This window comes from Candidimonas nitroreducens (assembly GCF_002209565.1).
Lineage (GTDB): Bacteria > Pseudomonadota > Gammaproteobacteria > Burkholderiales > Burkholderiaceae_B > Candidimonas > Candidimonas nitroreducens.
The window spans coordinates 100485-116192 of sequence record NZ_NJIH01000008.1 but is presented as its reverse complement, the minus strand read 5'-3'; the positions used below and the strand labels follow the sequence as shown (position 1 = coordinate 116192).

Sequence of the window (15708 nt, the reverse complement as noted above, 5' to 3'; positions counted from 1 at the left end):
CTGGAGGACATTCATGCACCTACACATTCTGGGGATCTGCGGCACGTTCATGGGCGGGCTGGCGCTGGTGGCGCGCGCCGCGGGCCATACCGTCACCGGCTGCGACGCCGGCGTCTATCCCCCCATGAGCACCCAGTTGCAGGAACAGGACATACAGCTCATCGAAGGCTTCGGCGCAGAACAGATCGGCCTGAAACCCGACCTGTTCGTGGTCGGCAACGTCGTCACGCGCGGCAACCCGCTGATGGAAGCCATTCTGGAGCAGGGGCTGCCCTATACCTCGGGCCCGCAATGGCTGGGCGAGCACGTGCTGCAAGGCCGCCATGTGCTGGCGGTGGCCGGCACGCACGGCAAGACCACCACCAGCTCCATGCTGGCCTGGATACTGGAGTACGCGGGCCTGAACCCGGGCTTCCTGATCGGCGGCATCGCCGCCGACCTGGGCGTCTCGGCGCGCTACCAGCCGCAACAGCCGCTGTTCGTGATCGAAGCCGACGAATACGATACCGCCTTCTTCGACAAGCGCTCCAAATTCATCCACTACCGCGCCCGCACCGTGGTGCTGAACAACCTGGAATACGACCACGCCGACATCTTTCCCGACCTGCAGTCCATCGAGACCCAGTTCCACCACCTGGTGCGCACCGTGCCCGCCGGCGGCTGCATCATCCGCCCCGACGACTCGGCCGCGCTGGATAGGGTACTGGCGCGCGGCTGCTGGACGCCGGTGGTGCGTTTCGGCGGCCAGGGGCGCTGGCAGGCGCGCGAGCTGCCCGCGCCGCAGCGCCGCGAAGAACACTTCGAGGTGCTGCGCGACGGCGCACCCGTGGGCAGCGTGCAATGGAGCCTGACCGGGGAACACAACCGCATGAACGCGCTGGCCGCGCTGGCGGCCGCCGAATGCGCCGGCGTGTCCGCGCAACAGGGGCTGCAGGCGCTGTCGCGCTTCGGCGGGGTGAAGCGCCGTATGGAGTTGCGCGGCACGGTGCGCGGCATCGCCGTGTTCGACGACTTCGCCCACCACCCCACCGCCATCGCCACCACCCTGGCGGGGCTGCGCCGCAAGGTCGGCGACGCCCGCATCCTGGCGGTGCTGGAGCCGCGCTCGAACACCATGAAGCTGGGCACCATGGCCGCCCGCCTGCCCGAGGCGCTGCGCGAGGCCGACCTGGTGTTCTGCTTCGGGGCGAAACAGGGCAAGCATGCGCTGGGCTGGGATCCGGCCCAGGTGCTGGCGCCCCTGGGCGCGCGCGCCTCTTCTTATGACGATCTGGATACAATGATCGCAGCGATCGGCGCCGCCGCCCGGCCCGGCGACTCGGTGCTGGTCATGAGCAACGGCGGCTTCGGCGGCATACACCAAAAGCTGCTGGATCGGCTCTGATACGGATTCGCCATCGAAAAGATAATGGCCTTGCCTCGCCTTGCCGTACTGCTTGTATTGCTCTCCGGCTTCGCGCCTTGTTCTCTTTTCGATAACAAATCCGTACGAATACTGGCACGAGGCGCCCCATGATTCTTTATCTGCACGGCTTCAGATCTTCTCCCGCGTCGGCCAAGGCGCAACTGCTCGCGCAGGCCATGCAGGCGCGCGGCCTGGCGCAGCAATGGGTCTGCCCGCAACTGCCGCCCAGCCCCCGCCATGCGCTCGACCTGGCGCGCCATATCGTCGCCCGGGCGCAGGCCGAGCGCGGCCTGGATACGGCCACCGGCCTGACGCTGATCGGCTCTTCGCTGGGCGGCTATTATGCCGGCTGCCTGGCCGAGCAATGGGGTTGCCGCGCGGCGCTGCTCAACCCGGTGGTGTATGCTGCCCGCGACCTGGCCACCCAGGTGGGCACGCACACGCTGTATCACTCCGACGAGCCGTTCACTTTCCTGCCCGAATACGTGGACGAGCTGGCCGACATGGCGGTGGGCCGGCCGGCCCAGCCGCAGCGCTATTTTCTGCTGGCCGCCACCGGCGACGAAGTGCTGGACTGGCATGAAATGACGGACTGGTATGCGGGCTGCAAGGGCCGCGTGATACAGGGCAGCGACCACGGCCTGTCCGATTTCGGGCAATGGCTGCCCGAAGTGCTGGACTTTGCGCTGGATAGGCCCGCGCCGGGCCGCTAGGGTCTGTTCACACTAAGGGGGCTCCTTTTAGTGTGAACAGGCCCTAAGCCCCCTCGACACACCCCGGCATGCCTGGCGGCATGCCTTGCACAAGACACTATGTACGTACTCTACGAAGAAAGCGGAAATTTCAAGGCCGAGAAGATCTTCTCGCAGGGCGAGTCCAGCCTGCAGGTCGAATCCGAATCCGGCAAGCGCAGCAAGATCAAGGCGGCGACGGTGCTGTTCCAGTTCGAACAGCCGGCGCCCGCGCAACTGCTGGCGCAGGCGCGCGAACAGGCGGCGAAGATGGAAGTCGACTTCTTGTGGGAATGCGCGCCCCAGGAAGAATTCGAGGCCGCCACATTTGCGCAAGACTACTATGGCAGGCCACCCGATGCGGTCGAGAAGGCCGCCGTGATCTTCGCCCTGAACGACGCCCCGGCCTATTTCCATCGCCGCGGCAAGGGCCGCTACCGGCCGGCGCCCCCGGACATCCTGGCCGCGGCGCTGGCCGCCATCGAGAAAAAGCGCAAGCAGGCCGAACAGCAGCAGGAATGGACGCAGCAGATGGTGCAAGGCAAGCTGCCCGAAGCGATCGCCGAGGTGGCGCAGTCGCTGCTGGTGCGGCCCGACAAGAACAGCATGCAATGGAAGGCGTTCGACGCCGCCGTCGAGCAGACTCACAGCACGCCCGAACGCCTGCTGCTGCGCCTGGGCGCGTGGCCGCATGCGCTCGCGCTGCACCGCCAGCGCTTCCTGGCCAGCAACTTTCCCAAGGGCACGGGCTTTCCCGCTGTGGAAATTCCAGCGGCGGGCGACGAACTGCCCCTGGCCGAGGTCGAGGCCTATTCCGTCGACGATTCCAGCACCAGCGAAATCGACGACGCGCTGTCGGTGCGCCAGATCGACGCCGACACGGTGCAGGTGGGCATACACATAGCCGCGCCCGGCCTGGCGATCCTGCGCGGCGGCGAGCTGGACAATATTGCGCGCGAACGCATGTCCACGGTGTATTTTCCCGGTGAAAAAATCACCATGCTGCCCGACGCGCTGATCGCCCGCTATTCGCTGGACGCCGGCAGCCCGCGGCCGGCCCTGTCGCTGTACGTTACCGCGCGGCTGTCCGACGGCGAAGTGCTGCAGCACGAAACCCGCATCGAGCGCATCCAGGTGGCGCAGAACCTGCGCCACGACGAACTGGACGGTGCCATTACCGAAGCGGCCCTGGACGACCCCGACGCCGCGCTGCCGCATGCGCAATGGCTGCGCCCCTTGTGGCGCCTGGCCCTGGCGCTGTCGGCGCGCCGCGACGCAGTGCGCGGCAAGCCCGAGAACAACAACCGCGTCGAGTACAGCTTCCGCCTGGACGGGCCGCCCACCGACCCCGACACGCCGGTGCAGCTCGTGCCGCGCCGGCGCAACGCGCCGCTGGACAGGCTGGTGGCCGAGTACATGATACTGGCCAACAATCTGTGGGGCGGACTGCTGGCGCAACATGGCGTGCCCGGCATCTACCGTTCGCAGCAGGCCGGGCGCGTGCGCATGTCGACCCAGGCGCTGCCGCATGAGGCCATAGGGGTGCCGCAGTATGCCTGGTCCACCTCGCCGCTGCGCCGCTACGTCGACCTGGTCAACCAATGGCAGATCCTGGCCGCCGCCGAACACGGCGTGTCGGCGCGCCTGGTGGCGCCGTTCAAGCCGCGCGACGCCGACCTGCTGGCCATCATCGGCGCCTTCGACTCGCAATACGCGACCTGGAACGAATTCCAGAATGCCATGGAGCGCTACTGGTGCCTGCGCTGGCTGCAGCAGCAGGGCCTGCGCCGGGTGCAGGCCGCGGTGCTGCGCGACGATCTGGTGCGGCTGGCCTGCGCGCCCTTCGTCACGCGCGTGGCCGGCCTGCCGGAACTGGAGCGCGGCCAGATCGTCACCCTGGAAATCATGGGCTGCGACGAGCTGGCGCTGGAACTGGACTGCCGCTACCTGGAACTGGCCCCCGCCGCGGCCTAGCGTCGTGTCCCGGGCCGTTCGCACCAGGGCCTGTTCACACTAAAAGGGGAGCCATGGCTACTGCCGCGAGACCGCCAAGGGCCGCCGACCCCGGCATACTGCTTCGCTACCCGCGGCTCTGGGAGCGGCGCCGCTACCTGTACGCGGGGCTGGCGGTGTCGCTCTGCGCGCACCTGGCGCTGCTTGCCCTGCGCCTGGCGGCGGCGCCCGCCGCGCCCGTGCCGCCGAACCGCATGCAGGTGGCGCTGATCAACGCGCGCAGCGACGCCGCCCCGCTGCGCCCGCGCCTGCTGGCGCAGCACGCGCTGGACGGCGGCGGCAATGCCGATGCGGGGCACGCGGCCACGCCACTGCCGCGCAATACCGATGAATCGGCCAACGAGATCGTGCTGCAGGCGCTGCGCAAGCGCCAGGCCGAACTCGAGGCCGAGCAGCGCGAGCTTTACACGCAGCTGCAGGCGCGGCTCAAGACGCCGCAAGCGCGCAAGAGCCCCGACCTGTTCGAGCAGTCGGACGACCCCGGCAACGACGAGCGCTACCAGCAGAACCTGATGCTGAACTCCCGCATCGGCGCCCTGGAGGCGCGCATCGAACGCTACAATGCGCGGCCGCGCGAGCGCTACACCGGGCCTTCGGCGGCCGAAGCCGACTACGCGCAATATGTCGAGGCGTGGCGCAAGAAGATCGAGCTGCTGGGCACCGAGCACTACCCGCAGGGGCCGGCCGGCGGCATCCACGGCGACTTGCAACTGACGGTATATATTAAAAAAGACGGCGAGCTGGCCCGCGTGGAAATCGACCGGCCCTCGGAACACGCCGAACTGAATCTGGCCGCGCGGCGCATCGTGCAGCTGGCTGCGCCGTTCGCGCCGCTGCCGCCGGCAGTCGCGGCGCACACCGACGTGCTGGCCATCACCCGCACCTGGCACTTCATTAACGACCGACTCGACACCACCCAGACTCCGTGAACGCCACCGCTACCCCACCCGCACAGATACAGCGCTATGCCGTCATCGGCAACCCCGTCGGTCACAGCCGCTCGCCCTTCATACACCGGCACTTCGCCGCGCAGACCGGCATCGCGCTGGAATATGAACGCATCCAGGCCGCCGAAGACAGCTTCGCCGACACGGTGCGAGGCTTCTTCGCGCAGGGCGGCCGCGGCTTGAACGTGACCGTGCCGTTCAAGGAAGCCGCCTGGCGCCTGGCCGAAAACCACCTCAGCGCGCGCGCCCGGCTGGCGGGCGCCGTCAACACTTTGTGGATGGAAGACGGGCAGCTGCACGGCTGCAACACCGACGGGGTAGGCCTGGTCGGCGACATCCGCCGCCTGGGCGTCGAACTGCGCCAGCGCCGCGTGCTGCTGCTGGGCGCCGGCGGCGCGGCGCGCGGCGTGCTGGCGCCGCTGCTCGAAGCCGGCTGCGCGCGGCTGCACGTGGCCAACCGCAACCCGCTGCGCGCCACCGAACTGTGCACCCACATGGCGCGCGAGCTGCCGCGGCACGCCGCCACGCTGTCGGCCGGCGCACTCGGCGCCCTGGACGCGCGCGACGGGCAGTGGGACGCGGTCATCAACGCCACGTCCAGCAGCCTGGGCGCCGCCGGCCTGGCGCTGCCCGACGGGCTGTACGCCCCCGGCGCGCTGGCCTACGACATGATGTACGGCGCCCTGCCCACCGCCTTCCTGCAGCAGGCGCGCGGCCAGGGCGCGGCGCTGCTGGCCGACGGCCTGGGCATGCTGGTCGGCCAGGCGGCGGCCAGCTTCGCCATCTGGCACGGCGCGGAGCCCGGCGTGGACGCCACCCTGGCGGCGCTGCGCCAGGAACTGCATCGCGCCGCCGCGTCGGCATGAACAGGCCCTGACACCCATGGGCAGGCGCAAGCCCGGGCGGCGCGGCATATTCAGATCGCTGCTGGCGATCGGCGTATGCGCGCTGCTGCTGTATGAACTGGGCCTGTTCGCCATGATCGTCTGGTACAAGTACCAGAACCCGGGCAGCAGCGCGTTCATGGCCGCCACCTTGCAGCAGCTGCGCGCCACCGACCCGCATGCCAGCCTGCAGCATCGGTGGGTGCCTTACGCGCAGATCAGCACCACGCTCAAGCGCGCGGTGATCGCCTCGGAAGATTCGAATTTCACTGGCCACGACGGCGTCGAATGGAGCGCCATCCGCCAGGCCTGGGCCTATAACCTCAAGCAAGAGGAAAGGGGCACGCACCGGCGGCGCGGCGGCTCGACCATCACGCAGCAGCTGGCCAAGAACCTGTTCCTGTCCGACTCGCGCTCGTACCTGCGCAAGGCGCAGGAACTGGCGCTGGCCTATATGCTGGAACTGGTCATGAGCAAGCGGCGCATACTCGAGCTGTACCTGAACCTGGCGCAGTGGGGCACCAATGTCTTCGGCGCCGAGGCCGCGGCGCGCCACTACTATCACGTCGGCGCCAGGATGCTCAACAGCTACCAGGCGGCCAGGCTGGCCTCGATGCTGCCCAACCCCGACTACTACGACCGCCACCGCGACACCGCCTACCTCAGGCGCCACGCCCGGATCGTGCAGCGGCGCATGCACCTGGTCGACATACCCGGCAGCCCCTGAAGGCCGAGATCCGCAGGGATGGCCGACCCACCGGGCCCGCGCAATGGCAGGCGCCCCTCGCGATGAGCGCCCGGGCCGGCCGCGCGCAGGCGGGATCATCCTGTCTGCGCCTGCGCCGCCGGCGGCCGGGTTTTGTTAAGCTTGCGGGTATCGCGACACCCGCTCCACCGCAACACAGGAATCATAGCCGCTACGATGCGCACTGCCCGCCGTTACCTAGCCAGCGAGATATATCGCTCCAGCGCCGTCGTGCTGATCGCCCTGGTGGGCCTGTTCACTTTCTTCGCACTGATCGACGATCTGGACAATATAGGCCCCAAATTCACGCTGCTCAGCCTGTTCTATCTGCAGGCCCTGGCCCTGCCCACCCGCCTCTACGATCTGCTGCCCATAGGCCTGCTGATCGGCGCGGTGCTGGCGCTGGCCGGGCTGGCGCAGCGCAACGAGCTGGTGATCCTGCGGGTCTCGGGGGTCAGCGGCATGAAGATGCTGGCCATGCTCTGGATCATCACCATTCCGCTGGTGGTGGGCGCCTTCGTGCTGTCCGAGGTGGTCACGCCAGCGGCCGAAATCAAGTCCAGCGAGGCCAACCTGACGCTGCTGGGCAGGGCCGAAGGCGGCCGGCTCAGCAGCGGCTACTGGTTCAAAGAGCCACTGCCCGACGACGGCACCCGCGTCATCAATATCTCGCGCCTGCTGGCCAGCGGCGGCGTGGCCGGCGTCACGCTGTACCAGTTCCGCAAGGGCCAGGAACTCAGCTCATTCATGCAGGCCAAGGAAGGCCACTTCAGCGACGGCCGGCTGGTGCTGAACGACGTCACCGAGTCGGTCATCGATCCCGCCGCGCGCCGCGCACTGGCCGACGCGGTGCAGCCCACGCAGCCGCTGGTGCACCTCAAGACGGTGCCCGAGGCCTCATTCAGAACCACGCTTACCCCCGAACGGCTGATCGCGCGCATCCTGACACCCGAACGCATGTCGATTCTGGATCTGCTCGACTACATCAAGTACCTGAAAGCCAACAAGCTGCAGACCGAAAGGCAAGTGGTGGCGCTGTGGCGCAAGATCGCCTACCCCTTCACCCTGCTGGTCATGATCACCATCGCCGCGCCCATCGGCTTCATGCAGACGCGCCGCGGCGGCGTGGGCAGCAAGGTCTTCGTCGGCATTCTGCTGGGCGTGGGCTTCTTCATGCTCAACCAGCTTGCCCTGAATGTCGGCATGCTCAGCAAATGGGCGCCATGGGTCACGGCCCTGGTGCCCAATATCGTCGTCCTGAGCCTGGCCCTGGGCACCCTGATCTTCATGGAAAACCAGCACCAGGTGCGCCGCTATGCCGAGCTGCGCTGGCCCTGGAGCAAGAGACCGGCATGAGCGGCGTGCCGGGCCAGCAGCCCGAAGAACATGCGTTCCCCGGCGCAGACCATGCCGCGCCGCAAGCGGCGGGTGGCGCGGCTGGCGATTCGGGCGACATCTGGATCATCGGCGACCTGCAGGGCTGCTGCACCCCGCTGGGACAACTGCTGGAACAGCCCGAAATCGCCGGCGACCCCGCGGCCCGCTACTGGTTCGCCGGCGACCTCGTCAATCGCGGCCCCGATTCGCTGGGCGCCCTGCGGCGCGTCAAGCAGATGGGCGACCGCGCCGTGGCCGTGCTGGGCAACCACGACCTGCACTTGCTGGCCGTGGCCGCCGGCATCCGCCCGCCGGGCAAGTCCGACACGCTGCAGGATGTGCTGGACGCACCCGACTCCCAGGAACTGATCGACTGGCTGCGGCATCGGCCGCTGGCCCACTACGAACATCGCCACCTGCTGGTGCACGCCGGCGTGCTGCCCTGCTGGGACGTGCCCCAGACTCTGGCCCTGGCGGCCGAAGTCGAGCAGGCGCTGCGCGGCCCGGGCTGGCAGGAACACCTGGCAAAAATGTACGGCAATCGGCCCGTGCAATGGAAGGACAGCTATCACGGCGGCAAGCGCATGCGCATCATCATCAATGCGCTGACGCGCATGCGCATGTGCGATGCGCAGGGCCACATCGAACTACCGCACAAGGGGCCGCCGAGCAGCGAGGCGGGCCTGATGCCCTGGTTCGATGTACCCGGCCGCGCCATCGCGGCCGAAGACACCGTGGTGTTCGGCCACTGGTCGGCGCTGGGGCTGCTGCTGCGCCCGGATGCCATCTGCCTGGATACCGGCTGCGTCTGGGGCGGCAAGCTCAGCGCGCTGCGGCTGCGCGACCGGCGCCTGGTGCAGGTGCCCTGCACGCAATACCTAAAGCCCGCCAGCGACTGACTACCGGCCCAGAGCCATTCCATTTCCAAATCAATCGCGAACGCGAAAGCCAAGCGCAGACAGTACACCCGGTACGGCAAGCAAGGCCGACAAAGTGCACGAATGATTTGGCAGTCGAATCAGGCCTGCGCCGGCTCTTCGGCCACAACCGCCGCGCGTATCGCGCGGTGCACCTGCGCGGCCGTACTGGCGCGCCCGCGCGCCCGGCAATCCTCGTTGCGCAGCGGCGCAAGAAAATCCGCCTCGACCTCCACGCCGGTGGCGCCCAGCAGGCACCACAGGTTCTGGATCAGGTTCTGCTCACCCACGAAGGACGCGAGATCGCTGCGCCGGCCACGGTGCAGAAAGCGCAGCGCCACCGGCTGCACGTCGACGCCGGCCTGGATGGCGGCCTCGAACAGGCTGGAATGGAACGGCGCAACGTCGAAGCCCGGCGAGGTCGTGCCCTCGGGAAACAGCCCTACCACCTCGCCGCGGCGGAAGCGCTCGGCCATCTGCCGGCCCACGGCGCGGATCGCCTGGCGCTGGCCGCGCTCTATGAATACCGTGCCCGCCCCGGCCACCAGCCAGCCCAGCACCGGCCAGCGGCGGATATCGCTCTTGGCGACGAAGGCGGTGCAGCGCACGCTGTTGAGCACGAAGATGTCGACCCACGAGACGTGATTGGCCACCCATAGCACCGGCGCGCCCTGTACCGGGGCTCCGCACACCCGTATGCGCACGCCGCACAGACACATCAGGACGCGCGACCAGGTGCGGCTCACGGCGCCGCGGGCCGACAGGGACAGCAGGGGAAACACGCAGACCTCGGTGAGCAGGCCCAGTACGATCCAGACGGCGACACAGGGCGCGCGCAACGCGAACAGCAGAACTCTCAAGCCGATCCCTCATCAAAAGTCGAAAACGATGTCGCGCCATGATATTCGATATCGCAATATCGGCGCCGGCCCGCCCCGCACGGGCCGCGACGCACCATACGGACTCGCGATCAAAAAGATAAGAGATAAGGGTGTTGCTTCGCCTTGCCGCAGCATTCGTATTGTTCTGCGGCTTTGCGGCTTGTGCGCTCAATGCGCGTGCCGTTCCGATCGCAAAGCCGTATCAGGTGCCCAGCGCGTCGAGATAGCGCTGCAGGATGACGGCCGCCGCCACCGCGTCGTCGGGTTCGTGGGTGCCCAGGATGGCCTGCGCCTCGACACTGGAGCCGCGTTCGTCGACCAGTTCGACCGCCACGCCGTAGCGGCCATGCAGCTGGTTGGCAAAGCGGCGGCAGCGCGAAGTGGCGTATTGCTCGCCGCCGTCGGCAGTGTAGGGCAGCCCTACGACCACCCGGTCGGGCCGCCATTCCTGCAGCAGGCGGCCGATGGCGGCGAAGCGCTGTTCGCGCGTGACCGGCGCCAGGATTTCCAGCGGCCGGGCCTGGCGCGTCAGGGTGTTGCCGATGGCGACGCCGATCTTGCGGATACCATAGTCGAAGGCCAGCAGAGTCTCGTCAATCATGGCCGGCGCCGCCGGCCAGCATGATGGGATCTATGCCCAGCAAGCGCATGGCGGCTTCGTAGCGGTTCTCGGGCGCCGTGTCGAACAGAATGCTTTCGTCGGCCCGCACGTTCAGCCAGGCATTCTGCGCCATTTCACTTTCCAGTTGGCCGGCGCCCCAGCCGGCGTAACCCAGGGTGACCAGCAAATGCTCGGGGCCGTGCCCCTGTGCGACATCCTGCAGCACGTCGCGCGAGGTGGTCAGCGCCATTTCGCCCAGGCGTATGCTGGAGCCATAGTCGCCGGCGGGCGCGTGCAGCACGAAGCCGCGGTCGGTTTGCACCGGGCCGCCAAAGAACACCGGCGAATCTTTGACCGGGCCGATTTCCAGCGCCAGATCGAGGTCGATGCGCTCGAGCAGGCTGCCGACGGTAAGGTCAGTGGGCCGGTTGATGACCAGGCCCAGCGCGCCCTGCTCGGTGTGTTCGCACACATAGATCACCGTATCGGCCAGGTTGCCATGAACCATGCCCGGCATGGCGACCAGGAACTGGCGCGACAGGTCGGCACTGCTGCCGCTGTGGGACTGCTTGGCGGAGGTTTCCATGGCCTTTCTCCTGGTTTTTGCCTGCCTTTACCTTTTTACCTGCACTTTCAGCCCATTTCCAGTTATTGGATCTTGCAAACCGCTATCAGTTCAAAATCCCGGCAAGGCGGAACACCGCGCACCGCTCAGACTTCGATCAGTTCGAAATCTTCCTTGCGCGCGCCGCATTCCGGGCAGACCCAGTTCGGCGGCACGTCTTCCCAAAGCGTGCCGGGGGCAATGCCCTCTTCGGGCAGGCCGGCCTCTTCGTCATAGATCCAGCCGCAAATCAAACACATCCAGGTTCGCATGTTATGTTACTCGTTGAAGGCTACGGGCCCGGCGCAATGGCGCGCGGTACACCCGACTCGTTAGATTAGAATGGGGGCGCGGAGCCGTTCGACAAGCCGCCCGGATCCACACCGCAATTTCTGCGATCATAACCAAAGATTTCCGCCCATTTCTGCAACCTGTTACTCCGTGCCAGAAACCAAGCCCCCATTAGTCCTTATTTTCGGCCCTTTCGACCCCAGCGGGGCGGGTAGCCTGCCTGCCGATGCGGTTACTTGCGCCGCCCTGGGCTGCCACGCGCTGGGCACCCTGACGGCCCTGCACGTGCAGGACACGGCCAGCGTCGAAGACATTCAAGTCGTGGCCCCCGAAACCATCGACGACCAGGCCCGCTGCCTGCTCGAAGACATGGCCGTGCAGGCCATCAAGATCGGGCCGCTGTATACCGCCGAAACGGCCAGCGTGGTGGCCCAGATCGCCGCCGACTACAGCAAGGTGCCCCTGGTGCTGCACCTGGGCGCCATGCCCGGCGCCGCCGTGCTGGAAGACAGCGACCCCGAAGAAGCCCTGGGCGCCACCTTCGAGCTGCTGCTGCCCCAGACCGACATCGCCATCGTCGACAACCAATTGTTGCTGCAGTGGCAGGCCGAAGGCCTGCTGCCCGAAGTCGAAGGCGGGTCGGCGGCACAGGCCCTGCTGCAGTACGGGGCGAAATGGGTGCTGAGCACGGCCACGCCCATGCGCCCGGGGCTGTCCGCATACCTGCTGCAAGGCCAGCGCAACGAAACCCATAGCTGGCCCTGGGCCGCGCCCGCCGCCCGCGTGCACGACGCCGACGGGCCGCTGGCCTGTGCCGTCACCAACCAGCTGGCCCGCGGCCTGGGCGTAGCCGACGCCGTTGCCGCCGCCATCGAACAGGCGGCCGCACTGTCGGCAGCCTCGTTCCAGCCCGGCATGGGACAGCGCCTGATCCGCCGGAGCCTGGCATGACGGCGCGGCTGCGATTCCCGCGCGGCCTGTACGGGGTCACCCCCGAATGGGACGACACGCAGCGCCTGTTGGCCGCGGTAAGAGCCGCGGCGGCCGGCGGCATGACCGCGCTGCAGTGGCGCCGCAAGACCGGCGACGCGCGTGCCAGGCGGTTCCAGGTTCGCGCCCTGCGCGCCCTGTGCGCCAAACTGAAAGTCGTCTTCATCGTCAACGACGACTGGCGCCTGGCCGCCGAGACCGGCGCCGACGGCGTGCACCTGGGGCGCGAGGACGGCAGCGCGCGCCAGGCCCGCCTGGCTCTCGGCCCGCAGGCCATCATAGGCTGCTCCTGCTACAACGAGCCCGCCCTGGCGCGCCAGGCCCTGGAGGCCGGCGCCGACTACATCGCCTTCGGCGCGGTCTATCCTTCCAGAATCAAGCCGCAGGCGGTGCGCGCCACCCTGGACGACATCCGGCGCGGGCGCGCGCTGGCCGAGGCGGCCGGCGGCGCCACCCGGGCCGCCGTGGTGGCCATCGGCGGCCTGGATCCGGCCAATGCCGCACCCGTCATCGCCGCAGGCGCCGACAGCATCGCCCTGATCAGCGGGCTGTTCGCGGCCGGCAGCATCCGCGGCGCCGCGGCGCGCGGCCGCGAGCTGTTCGACATCGGCCACCGCCGCCACGCGCACGGCTGAGGGCGCGGCAAACCCATGCGGGCCTATACAGCAATGTGCGCGTATCCTCTACGCCCGATCCGCCTGAATCTTGCCCGCGCAGCCCGCGCCGCATGGCTGCAAGCCGAATCACCGCAGCACCGAATCGCTGCACAAGCGCATACAACCCAACATCGCCACTAAGAGCCACATCATGTCCCGCAATCCCGAACTGTTCGAACGAGCCTGCCAGACCATCCCGGGCGGCGTCAATTCCCCGGTGCGCGCCTTCCGCTCGGTGGGCGGAGCGCCACGCTTCATCAAGCGCGCCCAGGGCCCCTACATGTGGGACGCCGACGACACCCGCTACATCGACTATATCGGCTCGTGGGGCCCGGCCATCCTGGGCCACGCGCACCCGGAAGTCGTGCGCGCGGTGCAGGAAGCCGCCGTCGGCGGCCTGTCCTTCGGCGCGCCCACCGAGGCCGAGATCGAAATCGCCGAGACCATCGCCGCGCGCATCCCGTCCATAGACAAGCTGCGCCTGGTCAGCTCCGGCACCGAGGCCACCATGACCGCCATCCGCCTGGCGCGCGGCGTCACGGGCCGGCCCAAGATCGTCAAGTTCGAAGGCTGCTACCACGGCCACGCCGACAGCCTGCTGGTCAAGGCCGGCTCGGGCCTGCTGACCTTCGGCACGCCCACCTCAGCCGGCGTGCCGCCCGAATTCATCCAGCACACCCTGGTGCTGGAATACAACAAGCTCGACCAGGTGCGCGCCGCCTTCGAAGAGGAAGGCAAGGACATCGCCTGCATCATCGTCGAGCCGGTGGCCGGCAATATGAACCTGGTCAAGCCGGCGCCAGGCTTTCTCGAAGGCCTGCGCGAGCTGTGCACGCAGTACGGCGCGCTGCTGATATTCGACGAAGTAATGACCGGCTTTCGCGTCGGCCCGCAAGGCGTGCAGGGCCTGACCGGCATCCGGCCCGACCTGACCACGCTGGCCAAGGTGATAGGCGGCGGCATGCCGGTGGGCGCCTTCGGCGGCCGCGCCGACATCATGGAGCACATCGCGCCGCTGGGCGGCGTCTACCAGGCCGGCACGCTCTCGGGCAACCCCGTGGCCGTGGCGGCGGGCCTGGCCACGCTGCGCCTGCTGTCGGCCCCCGGCTTCTACGAGCACCTGTCGGCGCAGACGGCCAAGCTGGCCCAGGGCCTGGCCGAGCGCGCCCGCGCCGCCGGCGTACCCTTCAGCGCCGATCACATCGGCGGCATGTTCGGCATTTACTTCAGCGAACAGGTGCCCACCAGCCTCGCTGAGGTCTCGGCCTGCAACGTGGAGCGCTTCAAGAAGTTCTTCCACGCCATGCTGATCAAGGGCGTGCACTTCGCGCCCTCGGCCTTCGAAGCCGGTTTCGTGTCGGCAACACACGACGACGCCGTCATCCAGGCCACCCTGGACGCGGCCGAGCAGGCTTTCGCCAAGCTGTAGGAACTATAAAAACGTGGGGGCCAAGCCCCCACACCCGCCGCGACTGGCATCCCGGAACCGCGACCGACGGCGACCAAAGCATCTACCCCGGAGCACCACAAATGCCTCCGCAAGCAGCCACTGCGGACGCGTACCACCGACCTCAACGCGAGCGCCGGCGGCGGCTCGGGCGGGGCGGCGATTTGAGAGCCCGCCGCGGCCTCCGGGCGTTTTGGGGGTGCAAGGGAGGCACTGTCTGAGCGCGATGCTTGCGGCCAGTCCGGGGGACTGGCCGCCGCGCGAGTTTGCCGACCGCCCCAAAACACCCGGAGGCAAGGGCAGCCCCGGCGCAGCCGGGGCCGGGCGAACTTAGCCGCCTCGCCCGGGCCGCCGTCGACGCGGCTCAAGAACCCAACTCACTCCCTCGGCGGCACCACCGCGGTAACCTCGATCTCGCCCCGAGCCCGATCCTCGGCCAGTTCCGCGACTTCCACCGCGCAAGCAAGCGGAAACTTCACGAGCTATAAAACCAGACACTTCTATTTGCTCCGACACGACTGGCAAGTCGCGTTGCATAAGGGCTCGTGTTCGTGGATAATTGTTAGTAATTCTCATTTACTATCTAACTTTCATTTGATTCCCCCGCCGTGTGCGCCAGCCGCCGCACGGCCCGCGGCCGGCCCGTGAACGCATCCGACTACTCCCTTCCGCCTACGGTCGAAACCCTTTACTGCGACCATCACGCCTGGCTGCAGGGATGGCTGCGCCGGCGCCTGGGCAATGCGGGCGACGCCGCCGACCTGGCGCAGGACGCCTTCGTGCGCCTGCTGGCTGCGCCGCGGCGCTTCGACAGCCGGCCACAGGCGCGCCTGTACCTGCGCGCCATGGCCAATGGCCTGTGCGTCGACCTGTGGCGCCGCCGCCAGATCGAACAAGCGTGGCTGGAAGCCCTGGCGGCACAGCCCGAATCTTTCGCCCCCTCGGCCGAACACCAGGCCATCGTGCTGCAGGCGCTGCAGGAAATCGATGCCATGCTGGGTGGCCTGCCCGCCAAGGCTGCGCAGGCTTTCGTCCTGGCGGTCGGCTGCGACATGACCGACAAAGAGGTGGCCGCCGAGCTGGGTGTTTCCACGCGCATGGTGCGCAAGTACGTGGCCCGGGCCATGCTGCTGTGCGCCCGGATGGAAGAGCGCTCGGCCGACGGCCAGGCCTGCCTGCCGGCGATGCCGGCCGCGGCACCGCAGCGGCCCTGAACCGC

16 protein-coding genes and 1 pseudogene are annotated in these 15708 nt (G+C 68.1%); 12 read left to right on the top strand and 5 right to left on the bottom strand.

The genetic code is table 11. The features are described from left to right. The first annotated feature begins 13 nt into the window (after nt 1-13). The 8 genes from mpl (at nt 14) to CEY11_RS14515 (ending at nt 9001) form a co-directional block, all read left to right on the top strand. Nucleotides 14-1384, top strand: coding sequence for a UDP-N-acetylmuramate:L-alanyl-gamma-D-glutamyl-meso-diaminopimelate ligase (mpl, locus tag CEY11_RS14550; RefSeq protein WP_088604127.1), 1371 nt, complete (start codon nt 14-16; stop codon nt 1382-1384). 128 nt (nt 1385-1512) lie between these two features. Further along, entirely contained in the window at nt 1513-2118 is a 606-nt protein-coding gene (locus tag CEY11_RS14545; RefSeq protein ID WP_088604126.1) for a YqiA/YcfP family alpha/beta fold hydrolase, read from the top strand. A gap of 99 nt (nt 2119-2217) precedes the next feature. Then, complete coding sequence (locus tag CEY11_RS14540) at nt 2218-4110, top strand: ribonuclease catalytic domain-containing protein (RefSeq protein ID WP_088604125.1); 1893 nt, start codon at nt 2218-2220, stop codon at nt 4108-4110. Nucleotides 4111-4163: 53 nt separating this feature from the next. Next, nucleotides 4164-5078, top strand: a complete 915-nt coding sequence (locus CEY11_RS14535; RefSeq protein WP_088604124.1) for an energy transducer TonB — start codon at nt 4164-4166, stop codon at nt 5076-5078. After that, nucleotides 5075-5962, top strand: coding sequence for a shikimate dehydrogenase (gene aroE / locus CEY11_RS14530; protein WP_198958902.1), 888 nt, complete (start codon nt 5075-5077; stop codon nt 5960-5962). The genes CEY11_RS14535 and aroE overlap by 4 nt, the downstream gene beginning before the upstream one ends. A gap of 16 nt (nt 5963-5978) precedes the next feature. Further along, nucleotides 5979-6707 (top strand): monofunctional biosynthetic peptidoglycan transglycosylase, encoded by a 729-nt coding sequence (gene mtgA, locus CEY11_RS14525; protein ID WP_088604123.1) that lies wholly within the window; start codon nt 5979-5981, stop codon nt 6705-6707. A gap of 195 nt (nt 6708-6902) precedes the next feature. Beyond that, a complete protein-coding gene (gene lptG / locus CEY11_RS14520) occupies nt 6903-8081 on the top strand; it encodes an LPS export ABC transporter permease LptG (RefSeq protein WP_088604122.1) in 1179 nt (392 codons plus the stop codon). Then, nucleotides 8078-9001: a symmetrical bis(5'-nucleosyl)-tetraphosphatase gene (locus tag CEY11_RS14515; protein WP_088604121.1), complete on the top strand. Its 924-nt coding sequence runs from the start codon at nt 8078-8080 to the stop codon at nt 8999-9001. The genes lptG and CEY11_RS14515 overlap by 4 nt, the downstream gene beginning before the upstream one ends. A gap of 119 nt (nt 9002-9120) precedes the next feature. On the opposite strand, the gene CEY11_RS14510 is transcribed toward CEY11_RS14515, so the two are convergent. The 4 genes from CEY11_RS14510 to CEY11_RS14495 all read right to left on the bottom strand — a co-directional run bounded on the left by CEY11_RS14510 (nt 9121) and on the right by CEY11_RS14495 (nt 11377). Beyond that, nucleotides 9121-9879: a lysophospholipid acyltransferase family protein gene (locus CEY11_RS14510; RefSeq protein ID WP_088604120.1), complete on the bottom strand. Its 759-nt coding sequence runs from the start codon at nt 9877-9879 to the stop codon at nt 9121-9123. 223 nt (nt 9880-10102) lie between these two features. After that, a complete protein-coding gene (ruvX, locus tag CEY11_RS14505; protein WP_088604119.1) occupies nt 10103-10501 on the bottom strand; it encodes a Holliday junction resolvase RuvX in 399 nt (132 codons plus the stop codon). Beyond that, a complete protein-coding gene (locus tag CEY11_RS14500) occupies nt 10494-11087 on the bottom strand; it encodes a YqgE/AlgH family protein (RefSeq protein WP_088604118.1) in 594 nt (197 codons plus the stop codon). The genes ruvX and CEY11_RS14500 overlap by 8 nt, the downstream gene beginning before the upstream one ends. 125 nt (nt 11088-11212) lie before the next feature. Then, nucleotides 11213-11377: a rubredoxin gene (locus CEY11_RS14495; RefSeq protein ID WP_073102607.1), complete on the bottom strand. Its 165-nt coding sequence runs from the start codon at nt 11375-11377 to the stop codon at nt 11213-11215. Between the two features lie 169 nt (nt 11378-11546). Here CEY11_RS14495 and thiD point away from each other — a divergent pair, with 169 nt between their 5' ends. From thiD to hemL, 3 genes are all read left to right on the top strand, one after another. After that, the gene (gene thiD / locus CEY11_RS14490; RefSeq protein ID WP_233154893.1) at nt 11547-12347 is read left to right on the top strand and encodes a bifunctional hydroxymethylpyrimidine kinase/phosphomethylpyrimidine kinase; all 801 of its coding nucleotides are present in this window, start codon (nt 11547-11549) and stop codon (nt 12345-12347) included. After that, the gene (gene thiE / locus CEY11_RS14485; RefSeq protein WP_088604116.1) at nt 12344-13021 is read left to right on the top strand and encodes a thiamine phosphate synthase; all 678 of its coding nucleotides are present in this window, start codon (nt 12344-12346) and stop codon (nt 13019-13021) included. The genes thiD and thiE overlap by 4 nt, the downstream gene beginning before the upstream one ends. Nucleotides 13022-13193: 172 nt before the next feature. Next, on the top strand, nt 13194-14471 hold the full coding sequence (gene hemL / locus CEY11_RS14480; protein ID WP_088604354.1) for a glutamate-1-semialdehyde 2,1-aminomutase: 1278 nt from the start codon (nt 13194-13196) through the stop codon (nt 14469-14471). Between the two features lie 395 nt (nt 14472-14866). Here hemL and CEY11_RS26115 read toward each other — a convergent pair. Then, nucleotides 14867-14962, bottom strand: a pseudogene (locus CEY11_RS26115) (RidA family protein); the annotation flags it as partial. Between the two features lie 171 nt (nt 14963-15133). Between CEY11_RS26115 and CEY11_RS14475 the strand changes: the two are divergent. Further along, on the top strand, nt 15134-15703 hold the full coding sequence (locus tag CEY11_RS14475) for a sigma-70 family RNA polymerase sigma factor (RefSeq protein ID WP_088604353.1): 570 nt from the start codon (nt 15134-15136) through the stop codon (nt 15701-15703). Nucleotides 15704-15708: the final 5 nt, after the last annotated feature.